At 37.3% G+C, this 19,282-nt stretch carries 16 protein-coding genes and 2 pseudogenes; 13 read left to right on the forward strand and 5 right to left on the reverse strand.

Annotated elements, in window-relative coordinates; translation table 11 throughout:
- Positions 1-83: 83 nt before the first annotated feature.
- From PFY09_RS20060 to PFY09_RS20075, 4 genes and pseudogenes are all read left to right on the forward strand, one after another.
- Positions 84-812 (forward strand): annotated as a pseudogene (locus tag PFY09_RS20060) (choice-of-anchor L domain-containing protein); the annotation flags it as partial.
- A 1,495-nt stretch (positions 813-2,307) separates the two neighbouring features.
- A pseudogene (locus tag PFY09_RS20065) lies at positions 2,308-2,580 on the forward strand (hypothetical protein); the annotation flags it as partial.
- Between the two features lie 87 nt (positions 2,581-2,667).
- Complete coding sequence (locus tag PFY09_RS20070) at positions 2,668-3,561, forward strand: T9SS type B sorting domain-containing protein (RefSeq protein ID WP_271162365.1); 894 nt, start codon at positions 2,668-2,670, stop codon at positions 3,559-3,561.
- A 233-nt stretch (positions 3,562-3,794) separates the two neighbouring features.
- Positions 3,795-6,053 carry a choice-of-anchor L domain-containing protein gene (locus tag PFY09_RS20075; protein ID WP_271160872.1) on the forward strand — a complete coding sequence of 753 codons (2,259 nt, stop codon included), beginning with the start codon at positions 3,795-3,797 and terminating at the stop codon, positions 6,051-6,053.
- A gap of 94 nt (positions 6,054-6,147) precedes the next feature.
- Here the strand turns inward: PFY09_RS20075 and rsmA are convergent, their stop codons facing one another.
- Positions 6,148-6,918, reverse strand: coding sequence for a 16S rRNA (adenine(1518)-N(6)/adenine(1519)-N(6))-dimethyltransferase RsmA (gene rsmA, locus PFY09_RS20080; RefSeq protein WP_271160873.1), 771 nt, complete (start codon positions 6,916-6,918; stop codon positions 6,148-6,150).
- 92 nt (positions 6,919-7,010) lie between these two features.
- Between rsmA and PFY09_RS20085 the strand changes: the two genes are divergently transcribed.
- The 7 genes from PFY09_RS20085 (at position 7,011) to PFY09_RS20115 (ending at position 12,191) form a co-directional block, all read left to right on the forward strand.
- A complete protein-coding gene (locus tag PFY09_RS20085; RefSeq protein WP_271160874.1) occupies positions 7,011-7,910 on the forward strand; it encodes a cell division protein FtsX in 900 nt (299 codons plus the stop codon).
- A 2-nt stretch (positions 7,911-7,912) separates the two neighbouring features.
- Positions 7,913-8,212, forward strand: a complete 300-nt coding sequence (locus PFY09_RS20090) for a DUF3098 domain-containing protein (protein ID WP_076392542.1) — start codon at positions 7,913-7,915, stop codon at positions 8,210-8,212.
- 89 nt (positions 8,213-8,301) lie between these two features.
- Positions 8,302-9,120, forward strand: coding sequence for an undecaprenyl-diphosphate phosphatase (locus PFY09_RS20095; protein ID WP_076392544.1), 819 nt, complete (start codon positions 8,302-8,304; stop codon positions 9,118-9,120).
- Positions 9,121-9,189: 69 nt separating this feature from the next.
- Positions 9,190-9,888, forward strand: a complete 699-nt coding sequence (gene truB / locus PFY09_RS20100) for a tRNA pseudouridine(55) synthase TruB (RefSeq protein WP_271160875.1) — start codon at positions 9,190-9,192, stop codon at positions 9,886-9,888.
- Entirely contained in the window at positions 9,885-10,478 is a 594-nt protein-coding gene (locus tag PFY09_RS20105) for a hypothetical protein (protein ID WP_271160876.1), read from the forward strand. The genes truB and PFY09_RS20105 overlap by 4 nt, the downstream gene beginning before the upstream one ends.
- Positions 10,478-11,200, forward strand: a complete 723-nt coding sequence (gene rluF, locus PFY09_RS20110) for a 23S rRNA pseudouridine(2604) synthase RluF (protein ID WP_271160877.1) — start codon at positions 10,478-10,480, stop codon at positions 11,198-11,200. The genes PFY09_RS20105 and rluF overlap by 1 nt, the downstream gene beginning before the upstream one ends.
- A 184-nt stretch (positions 11,201-11,384) precedes the next feature.
- Positions 11,385-12,191 (forward strand): hypothetical protein, encoded by an 807-nt coding sequence (locus PFY09_RS20115; protein WP_271160878.1) that lies wholly within the window; start codon positions 11,385-11,387, stop codon positions 12,189-12,191.
- A 135-nt stretch (positions 12,192-12,326) separates the two neighbouring features.
- Here the strand turns inward: PFY09_RS20115 and PFY09_RS20120 are convergent, their stop codons facing one another.
- Together PFY09_RS20120 and PFY09_RS20125 are read right to left on the reverse strand one after the other, a co-directional pair.
- Positions 12,327-13,628: a helix-hairpin-helix domain-containing protein gene (locus tag PFY09_RS20120; RefSeq protein ID WP_271160879.1), complete on the reverse strand. Its 1,302-nt coding sequence runs from the start codon at positions 13,626-13,628 to the stop codon at positions 12,327-12,329.
- A gap of 130 nt (positions 13,629-13,758) precedes the next feature.
- A complete protein-coding gene (locus PFY09_RS20125; protein ID WP_076392608.1) occupies positions 13,759-14,103 on the reverse strand; it encodes a MerR family transcriptional regulator in 345 nt (114 codons plus the stop codon).
- A 167-nt stretch (positions 14,104-14,270) separates the two neighbouring features.
- On the opposite strand from PFY09_RS20125, the gene PFY09_RS20130 reads away from it, so the two are divergent.
- Positions 14,271-15,152 (forward strand): AraC family transcriptional regulator, encoded by an 882-nt coding sequence (locus PFY09_RS20130; protein ID WP_271160880.1) that lies wholly within the window; start codon positions 14,271-14,273, stop codon positions 15,150-15,152.
- Between the two features lie 70 nt (positions 15,153-15,222).
- On the opposite strand, the gene ccoG is transcribed toward PFY09_RS20130, so the two are convergent.
- On the reverse strand, positions 15,223-16,665 hold the full coding sequence (ccoG, locus tag PFY09_RS20135) for a cytochrome c oxidase accessory protein CcoG (RefSeq protein WP_271160881.1): 1,443 nt from the start codon (positions 16,663-16,665) through the stop codon (positions 15,223-15,225).
- A 261-nt stretch (positions 16,666-16,926) separates the two neighbouring features.
- Between ccoG and PFY09_RS20140 the strand changes: the two genes are divergently transcribed.
- Positions 16,927-17,820, forward strand: a complete 894-nt coding sequence (locus PFY09_RS20140; RefSeq protein WP_076392558.1) for an SMP-30/gluconolactonase/LRE family protein — start codon at positions 16,927-16,929, stop codon at positions 17,818-17,820.
- Positions 17,821-17,912: 92 nt separating this feature from the next.
- Here the strand turns inward: PFY09_RS20140 and PFY09_RS20145 are convergent, their stop codons facing one another.
- Complete coding sequence (locus tag PFY09_RS20145; RefSeq protein WP_271160882.1) at positions 17,913-19,220, reverse strand: DEAD/DEAH box helicase; 1,308 nt, start codon at positions 19,218-19,220, stop codon at positions 17,913-17,915.
- Positions 19,221-19,282 lie beyond the last annotated feature (62 nt).

The raw sequence follows: 19,282 nt of genomic DNA on the forward strand, positions 1-19,282 counted from the left end.
TTTTGGTTTTTGTAGGGAGTTTCGTTAATGCACAGAAAGGCAGGGACGGAAAAGGTGTAACGAGCAGACAAACCCCTGAAAATATGAAAGCCGGAGCCTTTATAGATGTAAATACTGCGGCTTATCCGGAGTCTGCATACAGCATAACACAACTGGTAAAAGATGTGCTCATCAGTGGAGGGTCTACATGTTCCGCAGCTAATGTAACCAATGTATCTGTTTCTCCTAATTTAGCAGTGACAGACCAAAACAGAAGCTGGGGATATTTTAATAAAGCAACCACTAATTTTCCTTTTGCCAAAGGAATTGTCCTTACAACAGGATATGCGAGAAAAGCAGGAAATGATCTTCAGGGAACTTTAAGTGATGGTTTAGGCTCTGGAGGAGATGCAGATTTGGCGGCGGCTCTTGGAGTTCCTAACAATCAGCTGAATGATGCGACTTATATAGAATTCGATTTTGTTCCGGCTTCTACGAAAGTTACTTTCAGATATTTATTTGCTTCAAAAGAATATCAGACTAATTTCCCTTGTACCATCAGCGATGGTTTTGCACTTTTATTAAGAAAAGTAGGGGATCCTTATACCAATCTTGCCGTTTTACCGGGAGGAGCAGGTCCTGTAAGTGTTACCAATATTCACCCTTCCACACAATATCAGACGGGTGCTCCATTGGCTTGCGGAGCTGCAAACGTATCGTATTTCGGAGGATATAATATTCCTCAGATCGAAACGAACTTTAACGGACGTACTGTTCCGTTAACGGCAACAGCAACAGTAATTCCGGGTCAGACTTATCATTTCAAAATGGTTTTGGCAGATTATCAGGATGCTAATTTCGATTCTGCGGTATTTCTTGAAGCAGGATCTTTTGATATTGGTGTACAGTTATTGGATCCTGCAGGAGTTACACTTCCTTCCTCCATCAACGTCTGTGATAATACTCCGCAGACATTCACTGCGTCAGTTCAGGGAGGTGGAGCTACTTATCAATGGTATTTGGGAACAAACCCGATTCCGGGAGCAACTAATGCTTCTTATACAGCTACACAGCCGGGAGTATATTCAGTTCAGGTATTTTTACCCGGAAATACCTGTCCGGGAACGGCTTCCATCACTATTGTCGGGGGAACTTCGCCCACGGTTCAGAATGCAACACTCACATCCTGTTACACACAGGGTAATGCCACTTTTAACTTAACATCAGCACAACCTTCAATCAGTACAACACCGGGAGCAACATTTGCTTATTATGTGAATCAGGCAGATGCGGTTGCAGGAAACGGAAATACGATTGCGAATCCGACCGCCTTTTCAAGTCCGGGACAGACGGTGTATGTTTCAGTTAAAAACGGATTTTGTTCCAAAGTTGCTGAATTACAACTGATAAAAGCGCCTCAGATTACGGCAACTATTGCTACACCGGGAGTTTTAACATGTACAAATTCACAGGTTACTTTAAATGCTTCGTCTTCAGTATATCCTACAGGTTCTACCTTTAGCTGGACAACAACAAACGGAAATATTGTTTCAGGCGCCAATACTTTAAATCCGGTGGTAAATACAGCGGGAACTTATACTTTAACCATATCTAATGTTTATCAGCCGGGAAATCTTACCTGTACAGCAACAGCGAATGTAACCGTTACGGGAGACAGTGCACCGCCAACTACAGGATTAACGGCTTCAAAAGTTTTAATCTGTTCAGGAGAATCGGTAACTTTAACGGCTTCCGGCGGGGCTACTTACAATTGGGTTGGTCTTCCGGGAAATGGAGCGACACAAACTGTTTCTCCTACGACAACAACAACGTATACGGTTACTGCTGTGGGAGCGAACGGATGCGTTTCTGCTACTCCAGCAACGGTTACGATACAGGTGACTCAGCCTATTACCGTGCAGAATGCAACTTTACTGAAATGTTATCAGACCGGAGGAATTAATTATAATTTAACAGAGGCACAGCCTCAGATCACAACAGCACCAGGAGTTACTTTTGCCTATTATCTGAATATTGCGGATGCCAATACCGGAAATACGAATACAATTGCTAATCCGGCATCTTTCAACAGTGCGGGAGGACAGACGATATATGTTTTAGTAACAAACGGAGGATGTAAAAATGTGGTCACATTACAGCTTTTGTCTACTCCTCAAACAACTTTAACCATTAATCCGCCTCAGCAGATTACCTGTACCACTCCTCAGATTACATTGAATGCTTCTGCTTCTGTAATTCCTGCAGGATCTACCATTACATGGACCGCAAGGTGGAAATATTGTTTCTGGAGCCAATACATTAACTCCGGTGGTAAACGCGGGTGGAGTATATACTTTAACGGTAACCAATATCAACCAGCCCGGAAATTTAAACTGTACGTATACTTCAAACGTTACGGTAACACAAAATACAACTGCTCCGACAGCGACTGTAACTTCTACGGCATTACAGATATGTTCAGGAGAATCTGTTACTTTAACGGCTTCCGGAGGTGCAACCTACAATTGGACAGGTCTTACAGGAAATGGAAATACACAGGTAGTTTCGCCTACTTCTACAACTACTTACACCGTTTTTGCTGTGGGTGCCAATGGATGTGTTTCAGCGACTCCTGCTACCATTACAATAATCGTGGCTCCTCCTGTAGCAGTTTTAACTGCTTCTCAAATGAAAATATGTGCAGGTGAATCTGTAACTTTAACAGCAACCGGCGGAGTTACTTACGAATGGGTAGGTTTACCGGGCAACGGAAGTACACAGATTGTATCTCCAACATCCACGACTACTTATTCTGTTTTTGCTTTAGGTGGAAACGGATGTAAAGTGGCTAATCCTACTTCAATTACCATTCAGGTTGTCCCTGCAATTGTTTCTACTCTGAAAGATGTTAATGTTTGTGCGGGAGATTCAGGAATTTTAGATGCAGGTTCAGGAACAAATTATACGTATGTATGGAATACAGGAGCAACAACACAAACGATCTCTGTAAGTACACCGGGAACTTATACGGTAACGATAAGTAATGGAGTGTGCTCTAAAGTATTTTCTGCACAGCTTATCAATCCTACATTGCCTCAATTTACCAATATTTCGTACGAGAACCATATTTTAACACTGTCTACGACAAATCCGACAGGCGGAACTCTGGAATATTCTGCTGATAATGGTTTTAGCTGGCAGACGTCCAATGTATTTACTAATATTTTGGATAATACGAATTATAACCTTCAGGTAAGGGTGAAAGATGCGAAATGCAGCACTTCAATATCTTTCTTTACTTTCGTTGTTATCAATGCCATTACTCCGAATTCTGACGGTAAAAACGATATTGTAGATTTTACGGGAATCAGCAGTTACAACAATTTTGCAGCCTCTATTTTCGACAGATACGGACAGGAAGTATTTAAAGCTTCCAAAAACCAGACCTTCTGGAACGGAATGTTGAGAGGAAGTCTGGTGCTTCCGACTGCTACTTATTGGTACAGAGTACAATGGGAAAATCCTGCCAGTAAGAAACTTGAGCAGAGAAGCGGATGGATTTTACTGAAAAACAGAAATTAAAAGATATTAAAATTGAAAACCTTTCTTATGAAAGGTTTTTTTGCTTTTTTAGCATAAAAATGCCAAATAAATGTGTGGTATATTCAAAAAAAAATTAAATTTGTTAAAACAAAAATATTATGAAGAGATATCTACTATTGTTTTCTTTATTCGCGGTCTCCTCATCGAGTCTCTTTTATTCACAAAAAAATACAAATAGAAAGCCTCAGCAAGAAAAGGCTTCCTCTCTTACAATGAAAGCAGGTGCTTTTATTGATGTGAATGTGCCTACATATCCTGCATCAGCTTATGCCCCTTTGCAGCTGGTAAAAGATGTGTTGATTTCATCAGGAACCAATTCCTGTGTTACACCAAACGTATCCAACGTTCAGGTGAGCCCGAATCTTCCGGCAACAAATGCAAACAGATCCTGGGGATATTTCAACAGAGGAACAACCAGTTTTCCTTTCAAGGATGGGATTGTTCTTTCTACAGGATATGTTCAAAAAGCCGGAAACAGCTATATTAGCTCTACTTTAGGAGATGATTTGCCGACGGGTAGTGATCCGGATCTTGTTGCAGCAACGAATCCTTCTGCAACACTTAATGATGCCGTTATTTTAGAGTTTGACTTTGTACCTACTTCCAGTCAGGTAAAGTTTAATTACCTTTTTGCTTCCGAAGAATATACAGGGACTTTCCCTTGTAGTTTCTCAGATGCATTTGCTTTATTATTAAAACCTGTAGTAAGCGGACCTTATGTTAACATGGCTGTATTACCAGCTCCGGGAACAGGGCTTATGAGTGTAACCAATATTCACCCACAAAACAGTTTTGCGGGAACCAATATGGGGTGCGGCGCGCCAAACGTTGCATTTTTTGGAGGATATAACACGGCTAATATAGAAACTAACTTTAACGGAAGAACGGTTCCTTTACAGGCGACCGCTACAGTGGTTCCTGGACAGGCGTACCACTTTAAAATGGTTTTGGCAGATGCTATTGACAGCAGCTATGATTCTGCTGTATTTTTAGATGGTGGATCTTTCAACATTGGAGTAGAATTATTAGATCCTTCCGGAGCAACATTGCCGGAGGAAATTAATGTATGCGACAATGTTCCTCAGGTTATCACAGCATCGGTTAGTGATCCGAACATGACGTATCAGTGGTTCTTCAACGGAGTTGCTATTGCTGGAGCTACATCTCCTACCATTACAGCAACGCAGCCGGGTAATTACGAAATTCAGGTTTCATTCCCTGGAAGTCCTTGTCCGGGTAAAGCCAACATCAAAATAAACGGAGGAACAACACCAGCCGCAGTAGATGCGACATTGCTGCTCTGTACAACTCCGGATGTCACCTGGTTTGATCTTACCAACTCTATGGCATCAATCAGTACAACGCCAGGCGCGGTATTTCATTTTTATGTAAATCAGGCAGACGCAATTGCCCAGAACAATAATTACATTCAGGATATTCTTCACTACAATGGTAATGATGGACAAATTCTTTATGTTGTCGTATCGAATGGAGGTTTCTGTAGTAAAATGGTAAAATTAACATTATCAAAAGAAGCGACTCCTGTTGCAAGTGTAGTGGCATCCAAAATTAAAGTATGTCCGGGAACCGTAGTAGATCTTACTGCAACCGGCGGGGTAACTTATCAATGGGCAAACTTCTCAGGAACAGGCAATACCCAAAGTGCAACAGTTTACAATACAACAACTTTCTCTGTATACGCATTGGGAACAAAAGGATGTAAATCTTTACAGCCTGCAAAAATCACCGTTGAGGTAGTTCCGGAAATCACTTCGACATTAATGGATGTAGAAATGTGTCAGGGAGACAGAGTAACTTTGGACGCAGGAGCAGGACCTAATTATACTTACCTTTGGAGTACAGGTGCAACGACCAGAACGATAGAAGTAGATCAGTTGGGTATTTATTCCGTAACCATTAAGAATGGATTTTGCCAGGAAACTTTCACTGCAAAAGTGATGGCAGCAGCTTCTCCATTTGTTTCAAATATAGATTATAGCAACAATACGTTAACAATTACTGCTCAGGTTCCGATGATCAATAATATTCCTCAGACAGCAGAATATTCTGTGGACGGTGGTATTTCATGGCAGCAGTCTAATGTATTTACAGGACTTTCCAATAATACCCACTACGATATTCAGGTAAGAACTGTAGGAACACATTGTGTAGGAGCTTTAGAATTCTTCACACTGAATATTGCAAATATGATTACTCCAAATCAGGATGGTGTTAATGATACATTGGATCTTACAGCTCTTGGAAACTTTAATAACTTCACCGGTTCTGTTTATGACAGATATGGTTCAGAATTATTCAGATTCTCGAAAGAACGCCCAATCTGGAACGGAACTTTAGGAGGTAAAAAGCTGCCAACTGCAACATACTGGTATAAATTTAACTTCCAGTATCCGAAATCAAAAACAAGCATGAGCCAGTCTGGCTGGATTATGTTGAAAAACAGAGAATAAAAAAATCAATCGATAATGCAAAATGAAAGCCCTTCAAGAAATTGAGGGGCTTTTTTTAGGATAAATTAAGTTATAGCTCTTCTTAACTTTTTTACTAAACACTTTCTTTCCAGATCTGTGTAAATGAGATGAAATCTGCCACGCTGAGTTCTTCTGCTCTTTTATCCATAAATTCATGGGTTTTTAAGGCTTCCGGAATATTTAAAATTTTTAAGGCATTCGACAGCTTTTTTCTTCTCTGGTTAAAACCTGCCTTTACGATTTGTTTAAACAATACCTCATTTCCTGCCAAACCTTCTTTAGGATTTCTGATGATTCTGATAACGCCGGATTTTACTTTTGGCGGCGGATTGAAGACGTTTTCATGAACGGTAAACAAATACGAAGTATCATAATAAGCCTGAATCAGGACAGAGAGAATTCCGTAATCTTTCGTTCTTGGAACGGCGGCTGTTCTTTCCGCTACTTCTTTCTGAAACATTCCCACCATTTCCGGAATCAGCTCATAATGATCGATAATCTGGAACAAGATCTGGGAAGAAATGTTGTAAGGAAAATTTCCGATGATAGCAATCTGCTCTCCGTTGGTAAACTGAAAATCCTGTTTCAGAAAATCTCCCACAAAAGTTTCTTCGGTTACTTTAGAATAGTTTTCCTTTAAATATTCTATGGATTCTTTATCGATTTCTGCAAGGTAAATCTGCTGTTCTTTTTCCAGCAGATATTTGGTAAGAACTCCCATTCCGGGACCCACTTCCATTACCTTATTGTAGCCCTCAAAACTCAGACCTTCCACGATTTTTCTTGCGATGTTTTCATCCGTCAGAAAGTGCTGACCAAGATGCTTTTTTGCTTTTACACTCAATGTTTTTTATGATTTTATTAACAGTGATTTTCTCTTTTTCGTTCCCAAATTTCGGAAGATTTTTTCTATTTTAGCCAAAAATTTTAATATTAATGGCTAAATCTGTAGATGAATTTAATAAGAAAAGGCTTAGGTCTAGCAATATTACAGTAGTAATAAGTATTGCCTTAGTGTTATTTTTGTTGGGATTAATGGGACTTATTTTAATCAATGCCCAGAAATATTCTGACTATATCAAGGAGCAACTTGTGGTAAATGCTTACTTTGATGAAAACTATGAGGCAAAAGATTCTGTAAAGATTGCGAAAATGGAGGCTGAGGTTTTCAAAGAAATTCAGACACTGGCTCCGGTAAAGAAAGCAACGTATATTACCAGAGAAATGGCTTCCAAGGAAGCTAAAAAAGCAATGGGAATTGATACGGATGCGCTTTTCGAAGAAAATATTTTCCCTTCATCTGTAGAAATTGCCTTAAAACCGGAATATGTAGATCCGGCAAAGATCGATCAGGCCATTAAAGCCATTAAAGCTGTTCCCGGAATTATCGATGTAAAGAACGACAGTACTTTAATGGTCGATGTATACAACAACCTGAGCAGAATTCTGAAATGGATCTTAGGATTTTCCATTCTGTTTTTAATTCTGGCGGTTGTATTAATTAACAACTCCATCCGTCTGAAAATATTCTCCAAGAGATTTATTATTAAAACCATGCAGCTTGTAGGAGCGAAGAGAAGATTCATCCTGAAACCTTTCATCATCGAAGCGGTAGTTTTAGGGGCAATTGGTTCTGCAATCGGACTTCTGGTTCTTTTCGGAGCATGGTATTACTTTACAAGCCAGATCGGATCTGCCTTTGTACAGGACAACAACCAATACTTCTGGCTGGTTCTGCTGGTATTCGGAGTAGGGATTTTTATTACGGTTTTAAGTACGATTGTAGCTACCTGGAGATTCTTAAGATCAAACGTTGACGACTTATATTACTCTTAAAAATGAGCAAAAAAACAAATAAATTTTCCGCAGATAACTTCGGGAAAGAAACAACCGAAGTTCCAAAGGAGAACACTTTTTACTTCGGAAAAGAAAACTTTAAATGGATGTTGATCGGCTTGGCATTCATCGTAGTGGGGTTTCTTCTGATGATGGGAGCCGATGCCAATACCGTAGACGGAAAATACGATCCGAACTCATGGAATGAAGGTATTTTTTCTATCCGAAGAATCAGGATTGCGCCATTATTTGTGGTGATTGGTTTCGGAATCGAAGTTTACGCGATTTTAAAAAGAAAGTAGAAATAAATTTTATTTGAAGATTAAGAAATTCGGAAATTTAGATTAGTCTAAATCTCTTGGTTTCTTAATCTTTTAATTTTGGATAAATTATGGATTTAATCAAAGCAATTATTATTGCGATCATTGAAGGCTTAACAGAGTATCTGCCCATTTCGTCAACTGCACATATGGGCTTCACGGCAAATTTGCTGGGACTTGAAGAAACCGAATTTTTAAAAATGTTTCAGGTTTCCATACAGTTTGGGGCAATCCTTTCTGTGGTTGTGGCATACTGGAAAAAGTTTTTTGATCTTAAAAATTTGCAGTTTTACTTTAAACTGGCTTTTGCAGTGGTTCCGGCTTTGGTTTTAGGATATTTATTTGATGATAAAATTGAAGCGGTTTTAGGAAATCAGATCGCTATTTCTTCAGTTCTGGTTCTTGGAGGTGTTGTTTTACTGTTTGCCGATACATGGTTCAAAAATCCAAAGATTGATGATGAAAAAGGCATTACCATAAAAAAAGCAGTAACCATTGGTTTTTGGCAGTGTCTTGCAATGATGCCGGGAACGAGTAGGAGTGCAGCTTCCATCATCGGTGGAATGACACAGGGATTGACCAGAAAAGCAGCGGCAGAATTTTCATTCTTTTTGGCGGTTCCTACCATGTTGGCGGTAACGGTATATTCGGTTTTTGTAAAAACATGGGGGAAAGAAACGCCTAATCCGCAGAAAGGCTATGAAATGATTATGGAATCTCAGGATCACATCATGATTTTTATCGTAGGAAATGTGGTGGCATTTATCGTTGCGTTAATTGCCATTAAAGCATTCATCGGAGTTTTAAATAAATATGGTTTCAGACCTTGGGGTTGGTATCGTATTTTCGTAGGAATTGCCTTGCTGATATATTTTTATTTCTTTAAATAATTTAAGCTAAAAAATATAAACAGTAATACTAAAAAATTACTCATTACCAATTACTCATTACTCATATCCATGACTGCCGAAGATTTACAATCTGGACATATATTTTTATTAGACAAACCCTTGGACTGGACTTCTTTTCAGGCGGTCAATAAAATGAAATACAAACTCAAAAGAGAGTTTGATTTACCCAAAAAATTCAAAATTGGTCACGCGGGAACTTTAGATCCGCGTGCAACGGGATTATTGATTGTCTGCTGTGGTAAATTCACCAAGAAAATTCCTGAAATTCAGGATGCCCCAAAAGAATACTGGACCGAAATAAAAATCGGCGTTCAGACAGAATCATACGATACTGAGAAACCCGAAATTTTACATCAGGACATTTCGCAGATTACGGAGGAGCAGATAAAAACGGCATTGGAAAAATTTGTTGGAGAAATCGATCAGACTCCGCCTGTTTTTTCGGCAATAAAAATTGAGGGAAAAAGAGCGTATGATCTTGCCAGAGCAGGAGAGGAGGTGGAAATGAAATCCCGTAAAACCACGATTTTTTATATTGATGATGTAAAGATTGATCTTCCACTCGTAAGCTTTACGGTGGGTTGCTCGAAAGGGACTTACATTCGCAGTTTAGCTCACGATATCGGACAGGAGTTGGGTGTTGGAGCGTATTTAACGCAATTAAGACGGACAAAGATCGGAGAATACAAAATTGAAGATGCCACGTCAGACTTTTTGGAAAATGATTTTAGATTTAACGAATCATGAAGAAAATCTTATTCTTAGTACTTACGCTGTTTTCTTTTTACAAAGCTTTTTCTCAGGAAGCAAAACCCATGAAATCTACAATGGGATTTTATGTTAATCCTGCCCTTAATTTAGGATATAATTTAGGAAATAGTATTAAAGATAGTCAGAATAAAGATTCCCAATACTATCAGCAAAATATTTCTCCCTATTTACCGAATAAAATTACGTACGGAATTACGGCTGTCGCAGGATATCATTTTATTCCTAATCTGGCTTTAGGATCTGGTTTGAAATACAGTTTTATTGATGATAATTTTCATTTAATCTATTGGGTAATTCAGCCAAAAGTAATTTTTAATGTTGATGATGAGTCGGTATTTATTGATCTCAATTATGGAAAACAGATTAATCATTCCGCTGTTTCGGATTCAAAATTTTATGGTTTAAAGATTGGATTACAGGTTTCTTATTCCAAAAGATTAAGTCAGGAAGGAGGGATTATTTTAGAAAGTCATAAATTTGCAAACTCAAGTGCAGTTTTTGTTGGATTGAGTTATGGAATTACGATTTTCAGCAATAAAAATTATACAGGTTACGGAGAAGATTAATGGAAAAAACAAGAATTAATAAATATTTATCAGAAGTAGGGTACTGCTCGAGAAGAGCAGCAGACAAACTTTTGGAGGAAGGAAGAATCACCATTAACGGCAAAGTTCCGGAAATGGGAACAAAAGTTTCCGATGAGGACGTAATTGAAGTAGACGGAAAACCAATCCGCGAGCCGGAAGAAAACCATGTTTATATTGCCTTTAATAAACCTGTAGGAATCGTTTGTACCACTGATACAAAACGTGAGAAAAATAATATCATCGATTATATTAATCATCCCAAAAGAATTTTTCCAATCGGAAGACTCGATAAGCCGAGCGAAGGATTGATTCTTTTAACCAGCGATGGCGATATAGTAAATAAAATTCTAAGATCCCGAAACAACCACGGAAAAGAATATATTGTAAGAGTTGATAAACCAATTACGCCCAAATTTCTGGATAAAATGAGAAACGGAGTTCCGATTTTAGATACCGTCACTAAAAAATGTGAGGTCGAAAAGATTGATGAAATGAATTTCCGCATCGTTCTCACGCAGGGACTGAACCGACAGATCCGCAGAATGTGCGAATATTTAGGTTATGAAGTAAAGAAGCTGAAACGGATCAGGGTTTTAAATATCAAACTCGATCTTCCTATCGGGAAATGGAGAGATCTTACGGATGAGGAACTTTCTGCCTTACAAAAACTGGTTGAAGGTTCTAGTAAAACATACGATTAAAGATATTAGAGATGCCGGATTGGACATCTCTTTTTTTATAAAATACGGTATACTGTTTTGTCTTTGGTATTTTGTTTATTTACACACTTGTTTTTATTGTTGATAAGTATTTGATGAATTCTATTTACGCCTTTCCGTAAATTCCATATTAAAATAATCCTTTACTTTGTGGAAAATTAAAATCATGAAGAAATATTTCTTAATTGTGTTTTTATTAATACACAGTTTATTGCTATGTCAAAAAGATAATAAAGGATTTGATGAGCGTTATTTCGTTGGTGAAAAAATAGAAATTTTAAAAGGAAAGACTCTTATTGCATTACCTAAAAATGAAGAGGAGAAGGAGTTTGGTTATAGTGATTTTTATGAAGAAATAGAATTAAAAAATGTATATAAAAAGTCCCCTAAATACTATTCATCAAATTATGAAGATATTGCTAATAAGCAATTTTTATTAAGCGATTATAGAAAGGTAGAAAATTTAATTTCCCCAATTTATGTTCTTACTCTAATAGATGAAGAAGATGACTATGTATACTTCAAATATGATTATAAAAACCCAACAACTTTCCCTTTCAAAACCGAACAATTGATTGAAAATAAAATTGATTATTGTTCAAAGATTGATGTAAGAAAAGATAAATTCACAAATCATATTACAAAATATTCACCATTATTGGATCCTGTTTCGTTTGCAAAAGATGGAGGATATTATTTGTCTCTAAAAACATATGGATCTACATCTGTTTTTGATGGAACTGGTGCTATAATACTGCTATCTAATGGTAAAAAAATAATTAAAAATACCCAAATTGATGTTGAGATGGAAGATGGAAAATATGAGTATAGTGCATTTATACGTCTTAATAAAACAGATATAGATCTATTGACAAAATTTGCTATTGACGATTTTAAATTATATATTTTTGAAAATACTCAAAAATTAAGTGGAGAAATATACAAGGAATATTTAAAATGTTTAATTAAATAGATATTTTCATTATCTACTTAGCAATTTAAACTGTTATGCGTTTGATTACGTTGATTCTTGCATTTTATTTAACAAAAATACCTTAAAAATTTTTTCATTAGTGCAAATGATGGACGAACGTTAAAAATATTTATCCTACTTCAAATACCATTTCATTCTCAACTCATACTCTGGTTTCAGTTTCAGCATCTTCCAGATTTTCTTTTCATCTTTTTCGGAGATTCGGTAAAAAATAATTTTCTCTGCAGAATATTTAAAATAAGGATGGTTTTTCAGCCATTCTTCCGGAGCATCCTGCAACGTATATTTCTGAACATTCGAAGTTGTAAGCGATGCGGTTGAAAGTAATTTTTTCGTCAGTTCCGGATCAATATTGTACGTAGAAAGAATCTGTTCTTTATTCACGAATCCGCCCAGTTTATTTCTAAAACCGATCATCGAACCGGCTGCTTTTCCGTCAAATCCAAACTCTATAAGCTGTTTGAAGGTTATTGCGTTTAAATCTACCTTGGTAAAATCCGTTTTTTCCTGCTGCTTAGTTTCAGATTTGTCATTTTTACTCACCGCAATTGTTTCTGTATTCAATTTAATGAACGGCTTCATTTCTTCAAATTTCTCAGAAGAAATAACAAAACACTTCTGAATGTCTTCAAGGTTTTTAAAGCTTCCTTTTAAATTCCGGTCACGGTAATTGATGATGATCTGTGCCTGTTTATCGGAGAAGCCAAAAGACTTCCATCCTTCAAAATCCAATGCATTCGGATCGAAAGAATGATATTGAATTTTCTTTTTATCGACATTGAAATTTTTAGCAGCTCTGTAATTTTCCGGCGTTTTCTCCGGCAGAATAAGATAGGGATCAATTTTCTGAAAATTCTCTTCACTGATGATAAAGCACTCCCTGAATTTTTCTTTACTCAAAAAGCTTCCGCCCAGATAACTTTTGTATTTTAAAATGGCTTCTGCCTGTTTTTCACTGAATCCCATTTCCATCCAGTCGGCGGCGGAGTAAAGATCGGGGTTAAATTTTCCTCTAACCGTAATCGATTTCTTTTCAAAACTTTTGAATGCAACTGATTTGGCTTCTTTGCCGGTTTCCGGAAGTAAAATATAATGGTTCAGCTCAGAAAATTTTTTCTCAGAAATAGCAAAGCATTCTTTAAGCTGTTCCTTTGATACAAATCTTCCTCCAACCACTTTCTTATAGTTGAGAATCGTTGCCGTTTGTTTTTCTGTAAACCCTAAATTCTGCCATTGTTTTTCATCCAGTTCATTAGGATCAAACTCTGTGAGATGGAGCACAGCGGATGGTTGTGTTATAAACTGAACATCAGGAAACTCTTCCTCTTTGTCCCTACTTGTATATTTTTGAAAAGCGAATAAAATGATCAGCAATATTCCCATGACTGCCAATCTCTGGTAATAGTTTTTTTTCATCGCTGTAAACTTAATCATTCTGTTAAGTATTCGCAATGAGCGGATTGCAATTGGATTATTTTAGGATATAAATTCTGTTATTCGGCTTCAAAAAATAAATTCAAAAAAGATTATGGAAGAAATATTTAAACTATTCCTCATCCCTCTCCGCCAAAGACTCCTTCAGTTTCAGCAGTTCAGCCTTCACAAATTCCAGCCTGTCGATGATGGTAATGGTTTCGGATATCTTGCTGTTGGTGGTTAATGCGATTTTGGCACCGTCCAAAGTGTAGCCCTTTTCTTTTACGAGATGATAAATAATCTGAAGATTTTTAATGTCTTCCGGAGTGAAATACCGGTTGCCTTTTTTATTCTTTTTAGGCTTAATGATAGGGAATTCCTGTTCCCAATAACGTATTAATGAAGTGTTTACATCAAAAGCTTTCGCTACTTCTCCTATTGAATAATACAGTTTATCAGGTAAATTTATCTTCATTTTTAGAATCGTAATGGTCAAAGATAAAAATTTTTTAAATCCCACAGCAAATTCAGAAGGCAAAAGTTCTTTTTTTACTTTGTAAATCAGGGGATAAAAGTCATTTTTATAGTACAGGAAGTTTTATTGTTTTTGTTATTTTTGAAGGGTAAAAAATTTCTAAAAAATTGAACTCTATCTCTGTCCTGCATATCAATCTTTTTCAGCCGGGTAAAAATACCTCAGATTTTTATTTTAACCGAATGAAAGAGCATCTGGTTTTGGGACACAGACATATTGAAAAACCGCACCGTCATGATTTTTATGCCACGATTCTCTTTACAAAAGGAAGCGGAACACATGAAATCGATTTTCAGAAATATGACGTTTCGGCGGGAAGCTTATTTTTTATGTCTCCGGGACAGATTCACAGCTGGGAACTTTCTGAGGATATCGACGGATATATTTTTTTCTGCTCACAGGATTTTTACGAAATGCATTACGTTAATCAGAAGCTCAGAAGTTTCCCGTTTTTCGGATCGGTTAATTTCCCCAGAAAATTACAGCTTACTGCAACGGAACTAAGGGAAAATAATCACCTTTTTGCAGCACTGAAAAAAGAATATCAGCTTCAGAATGTGATGAAAGATGGTTTTATTCTTTCACTGATGTCACAGATTTTCATTCAGGCAACAAGAGCTTTTTCAAAAGAGCTGGGAAAAGAAAATTCTGAGGTTAACATTTCTTACTTTAAACATTATCAGCAGTTTGAAAATCTTATTGAAGAGCATTTTGCAAAAGAAAAATCCGTTGCCTTCTATGCTTCTTTATTGGAAATTTCATCCAAACATTTAAACAGAATTACCAGAACTGTCGTTCAGAAAACAGCGACTGACGTTATTACAGAAAGGATCATTCTGGAAGCCAAAAGAATGCTTATGTATCTTGATGAAAGCCTTACGGAAATTGCGTTCCGTCTTGGTTTCGAAGAATATTCCTATTTTGTGAGAGTCTTCCGTAAAACTTCCGGCATGACTCCCACGCAATTTATTAAAAAATATAAGGCTTAATTTTTGTTGATGGTTGTCTGTTTTTAGTTGATGGTGTGAAGTTTAACTCCAAACTCTTCAAACTCAATATCTACAATACCAATTGAAAAGGTCCTTCAAATACCGTTTCGAAAGAATCTACCAGATTTCCCTTTTCATCAAACACGCCGATCGTCATATTCTGCTTAGAGAACCGGATCTCTTTTTCGGGGAACGAAATGTTGATATTTCCTTTTAAAATCTGATCTCCTTTCAATATGATTTTTTCATTGCCGAAGAAATTGATTTCCGCATTCTTAGGATTCAAGACTTTTATCGTGAGTGTTTTCTTTTCGTTGGATTTGTTTAAAAGCGTATAAATAAAAGTATTCGTAATTTTTCCGTTTTTAATGAAAAATGTTGATCCTGCCGGTTTTATGAATTTCGCTTCCATGGAACCTCTGTCATACATCAGAAATCCTAAAAACCCGATCAGTAAAGTTAAAATTACCGTTGTTGCTTTCATTCTTCCAGTAAATTTGAATTTCTCCTGATTTTCAATTTCCGCTTCTGTGGCATAACGGATCAGCCCTTTCGGAAGACCTACTTTTACCATAATTTCGTCACACGCATCAATACAGGCGGTACAGTTTACACATTCCAGTTGCTGTCCGTTTCGGATGTCAATTCCTGTAGGACAGACCACAACACATTGATTACAGTCTATACAATCTCCTTTTCCGACGGCTTTTCGGTCTTCGTCTTTTTTCCATTTGGAGCGGTTTTCACCTCTTTTAAAATCATAATAAACGTTGATGGTCTGTTTGTCGATTAAAACGCCCTGCAATCTTCCGTACGGACAAACCAAAGTACAAACCTGCTCTCTCAGCCATGAAAAAACAAAATAGAAAGCAGAAGTGAAACAGATCATCGCAAGAAACTTCAAAGGATTTTCTGCGGGACCTTCGGTAATGATTCTGAAAACTTCTTCATAACCGACAATATACATGAACATGAAATTCGTAATCACCACAGAAATAACGGCATAAACAGACCATTTGGTGAGCCTTTTTCTTATTTTTTCGCTGTTCCATTCCTGTCGGTCGAGCTTCATCTGTTTATTACGGTCGCCCTCGATCCAGTATTCTATTTTCCGGAAGACCCCTTCCATAAAAATGGTTTGCGGACAAAGCCAGCCACAGAAAATCCTTCCGAAAACAACGGTGAAAAGCATCACAAAAATAACGGAAGTGACGGCTCCAAGTGCTAAAATGAAAAAATCCTGCAGATAAAACGGTTGTCCGAAAATAAAAAATTTCCTGTCGATAACATTAAATAAAAGAAAAGGATTATGATTGATTTTCACAAAAGGTAAAGTGAAAAATATCACCAAAAGCAAATAGGTTACATAATCTCTGTAGTTGGTAAATTTTCCTTTGGGTTTTCTGGGATAGACCCATTTTCTTTTTCCGGTTTCGTCCATTGTTCCTACGGAATTCCGGAAGCTTTCCTCATAAAGTTCCGGAGCCTGAAAATTGCTGTTCTGTGTGTTCATCGTTTCGGTATTATCTGAAAATTCGGGTGAGAAACATTTAAACCCTGTTAAATGCTCATTTCAAATATTTTTTACTTGAATTCTGTAGTGTTTTTCACTGATGCAAAGCTCTGCAATAATTGTTTCCGGAACTAATATGATCTGCTTCTGAAATAGTACAATTCGGACATTTTAGTTTTCGTTTTTATTTGATCAAAAAGAGAAAATAAACTTTGAATCTTGTTCTGCATATCGTAAATTGCTGACTTTAAATTGTGCGGAATGAAAAATATTTTAAAAACTGGCTCGCTTGGTTTGATTTTAGCAGTATACAGCTGTCAATCAGTAAATACCACTAAAATGTTTTATGAAGATGTAAAGCCCGAGAAAGTTTCGGACCAGTTCAGTTTTACCGAAGGTCCTTCCTCGGATAAAGAAGGGAATGTGTACTTCACGGATCAGCCAAATGATAAGATTTATTATTGGGACTGGAAAACCAATAAAGTGATTGAGTTCATGAATAAAACAGGAAGAGCGAACGGAACACATTTCGACAAAGACGATAATTTAATCACCTGTTCCGATGATCAGGGCGAAATCTGGAAGATTTCAAAAGATAAAAAAGTACAGGTTCTGCTGAAAGGCTTTGAAGGCAAAAGACTGAACGGACCGAATGATGTCTGGAATGACGAGTTTGGCGGAATGTATTTTACCGATCCTCTGTATGTAAGAGATTACTGGGTGAATTTTAAGCAGGAAACTCCGCATAAAAGTTTATACTACAGAAATAAAGACGGACAGATTTCCAAACTTGAAACCTTTACACAGCCGAATGGAGTGGTAGGAAGCGAAAAATTCAGAAAACTGTATGTTTCGGATATTGATGCCGGAAAAACGTATGTTTATGATATTTTGGGCGAAGGAAAATTATCCGAGAAAAAACTTTTCTGCGAAATGGGTTCCGACGGAATGACGTTAGACAAGCACGGAAATCTTTATTTGACAGGAAAAGGAGTTCATGTATTCAACAGAGAAGGAAAGAAAATTTATCATATTCCCATCGAAGAGGACTGGACTTCTAACGTGACTTTCGGAGGGAAAAATAACGAAGTTCTGTTCATCACCGCTTCAAAATCTGTTTATACTTTACCGACACGGGTAAGAGGAGTGAGATAAATTTAAGGTTGAGGTTAAGATTTAGATTAAGGCTGAGATTAAACACAACGCTTATCTAAATCTTAACCTCAACCTTAACCTCAACCTCAATCTTAATACGCTACCTCCATTTTCACTTTCTTGCCCTTCAGTTTTTCATTGGCAAGTTTTTTCAGAAGTGCATTCACTTTATTTCTCGATACGGCAACATAAGAAGTCGTGTCTTTTACTTCGATCAAGCCGACATCTTCTTTCTGGAGTTCTCCTTTTTTCAGCAGATAGCCAACAATGTCCACTTTATTCACTTTGTCTTTTTTTCCGGCGCTGATGTACACGGTCTGGAAAGGCGTTTTTTCCGGAACTTTGGTAAATCCCGCAACGCTGTCTTCCGGTGTATTGTTTTTAATGAAAGGGAAATTTTCATCTTCCGTCATAATAAGATACGCAAAACCTTTCGCGTTCATTCTTGCTGTACGTCCGTTTCTGTGGATAAAAGCATCCTCTTTCGGCGGTAACTGATAATGAACGATCGATTCTACTTCCGGAACATCTAACCCTCTTGCGGCAAGATCAGTGGTAATTAAAATTCTTGCGGAATCGTTTCTGAATTTCAGCAGGGCGCGTTCTCTTTCATCCTGTTCCATTCCTCCGTGGAAGGTTTCTCTGTCGATTCCTTTCTGGCGGAGAAGCTCGGAAATCCGGTCAACCGCTTCTCTGTGATTGCAGAAAATTAAAGTTCTTTTGTTCCCGATTTTACAGATTAAATTAAATAACGTGTCCAGTTTTTCTTCAGGTGTAGTCATTACCTTTTTAAACTGAATGTCGGGTTTTGCTTCGCTTAATTTTAGAAAGTTAATGATTTTCTCGTCTTTTAATCCGGTAAATGCAGGAATTTCCTCCATTGCCGTTGCGGAAGTTAAAATTCTCTGAGACAATCCTTTCAATGAATTGGAAATAAATTCCATATCATCATGAAAACCAAGCTCAAGAGCTTTGTCAAACTCATCCAGAACCAGCGTTTGGATGGTTTTCGGATCAAAATTATTATTTCTTAAATGATAAACCACTCTTCCCGGTGTTCCGATTAATACAGCCGGAGCTTCAATCAGGTTGTTTACCTCAATTTTTTTGTCGTGACCGCCATAACACACGGAAACTTTAAAATCGGTTCCCATTGCTTTAAAAACCTGCTCGATCTGTAAAGCCAGTTCTCGCGCCGGAACCAGAATAAGAGCCTGAATTCCAGAATTGTTTTTCTTTAAATTTCGCAGTACAGGAAACAAAAAAGCCAGTGTTTTTCCCGAACCGGTAGGAGAGAGCAGAACAACATCCTGATTGTTTTCTGTCGCTTTGTATGTAGATTTCTGCATCTGATTCATGTCCTGAATCTGCAGTTTTTCGTAGATAGATTCTAATTCCATGGTGCAAAGATACAGAATTCGTTATGGTTGTTGGGTAGTTGTTTTTTCCAGTTCAAAGTTTA

The organism is Chryseobacterium gambrini (assembly GCF_027920505.1).
In the GTDB taxonomy this organism is placed as follows: Bacteria; Bacteroidota; Bacteroidia; order Flavobacteriales; family Weeksellaceae; genus Chryseobacterium; species Chryseobacterium gambrini.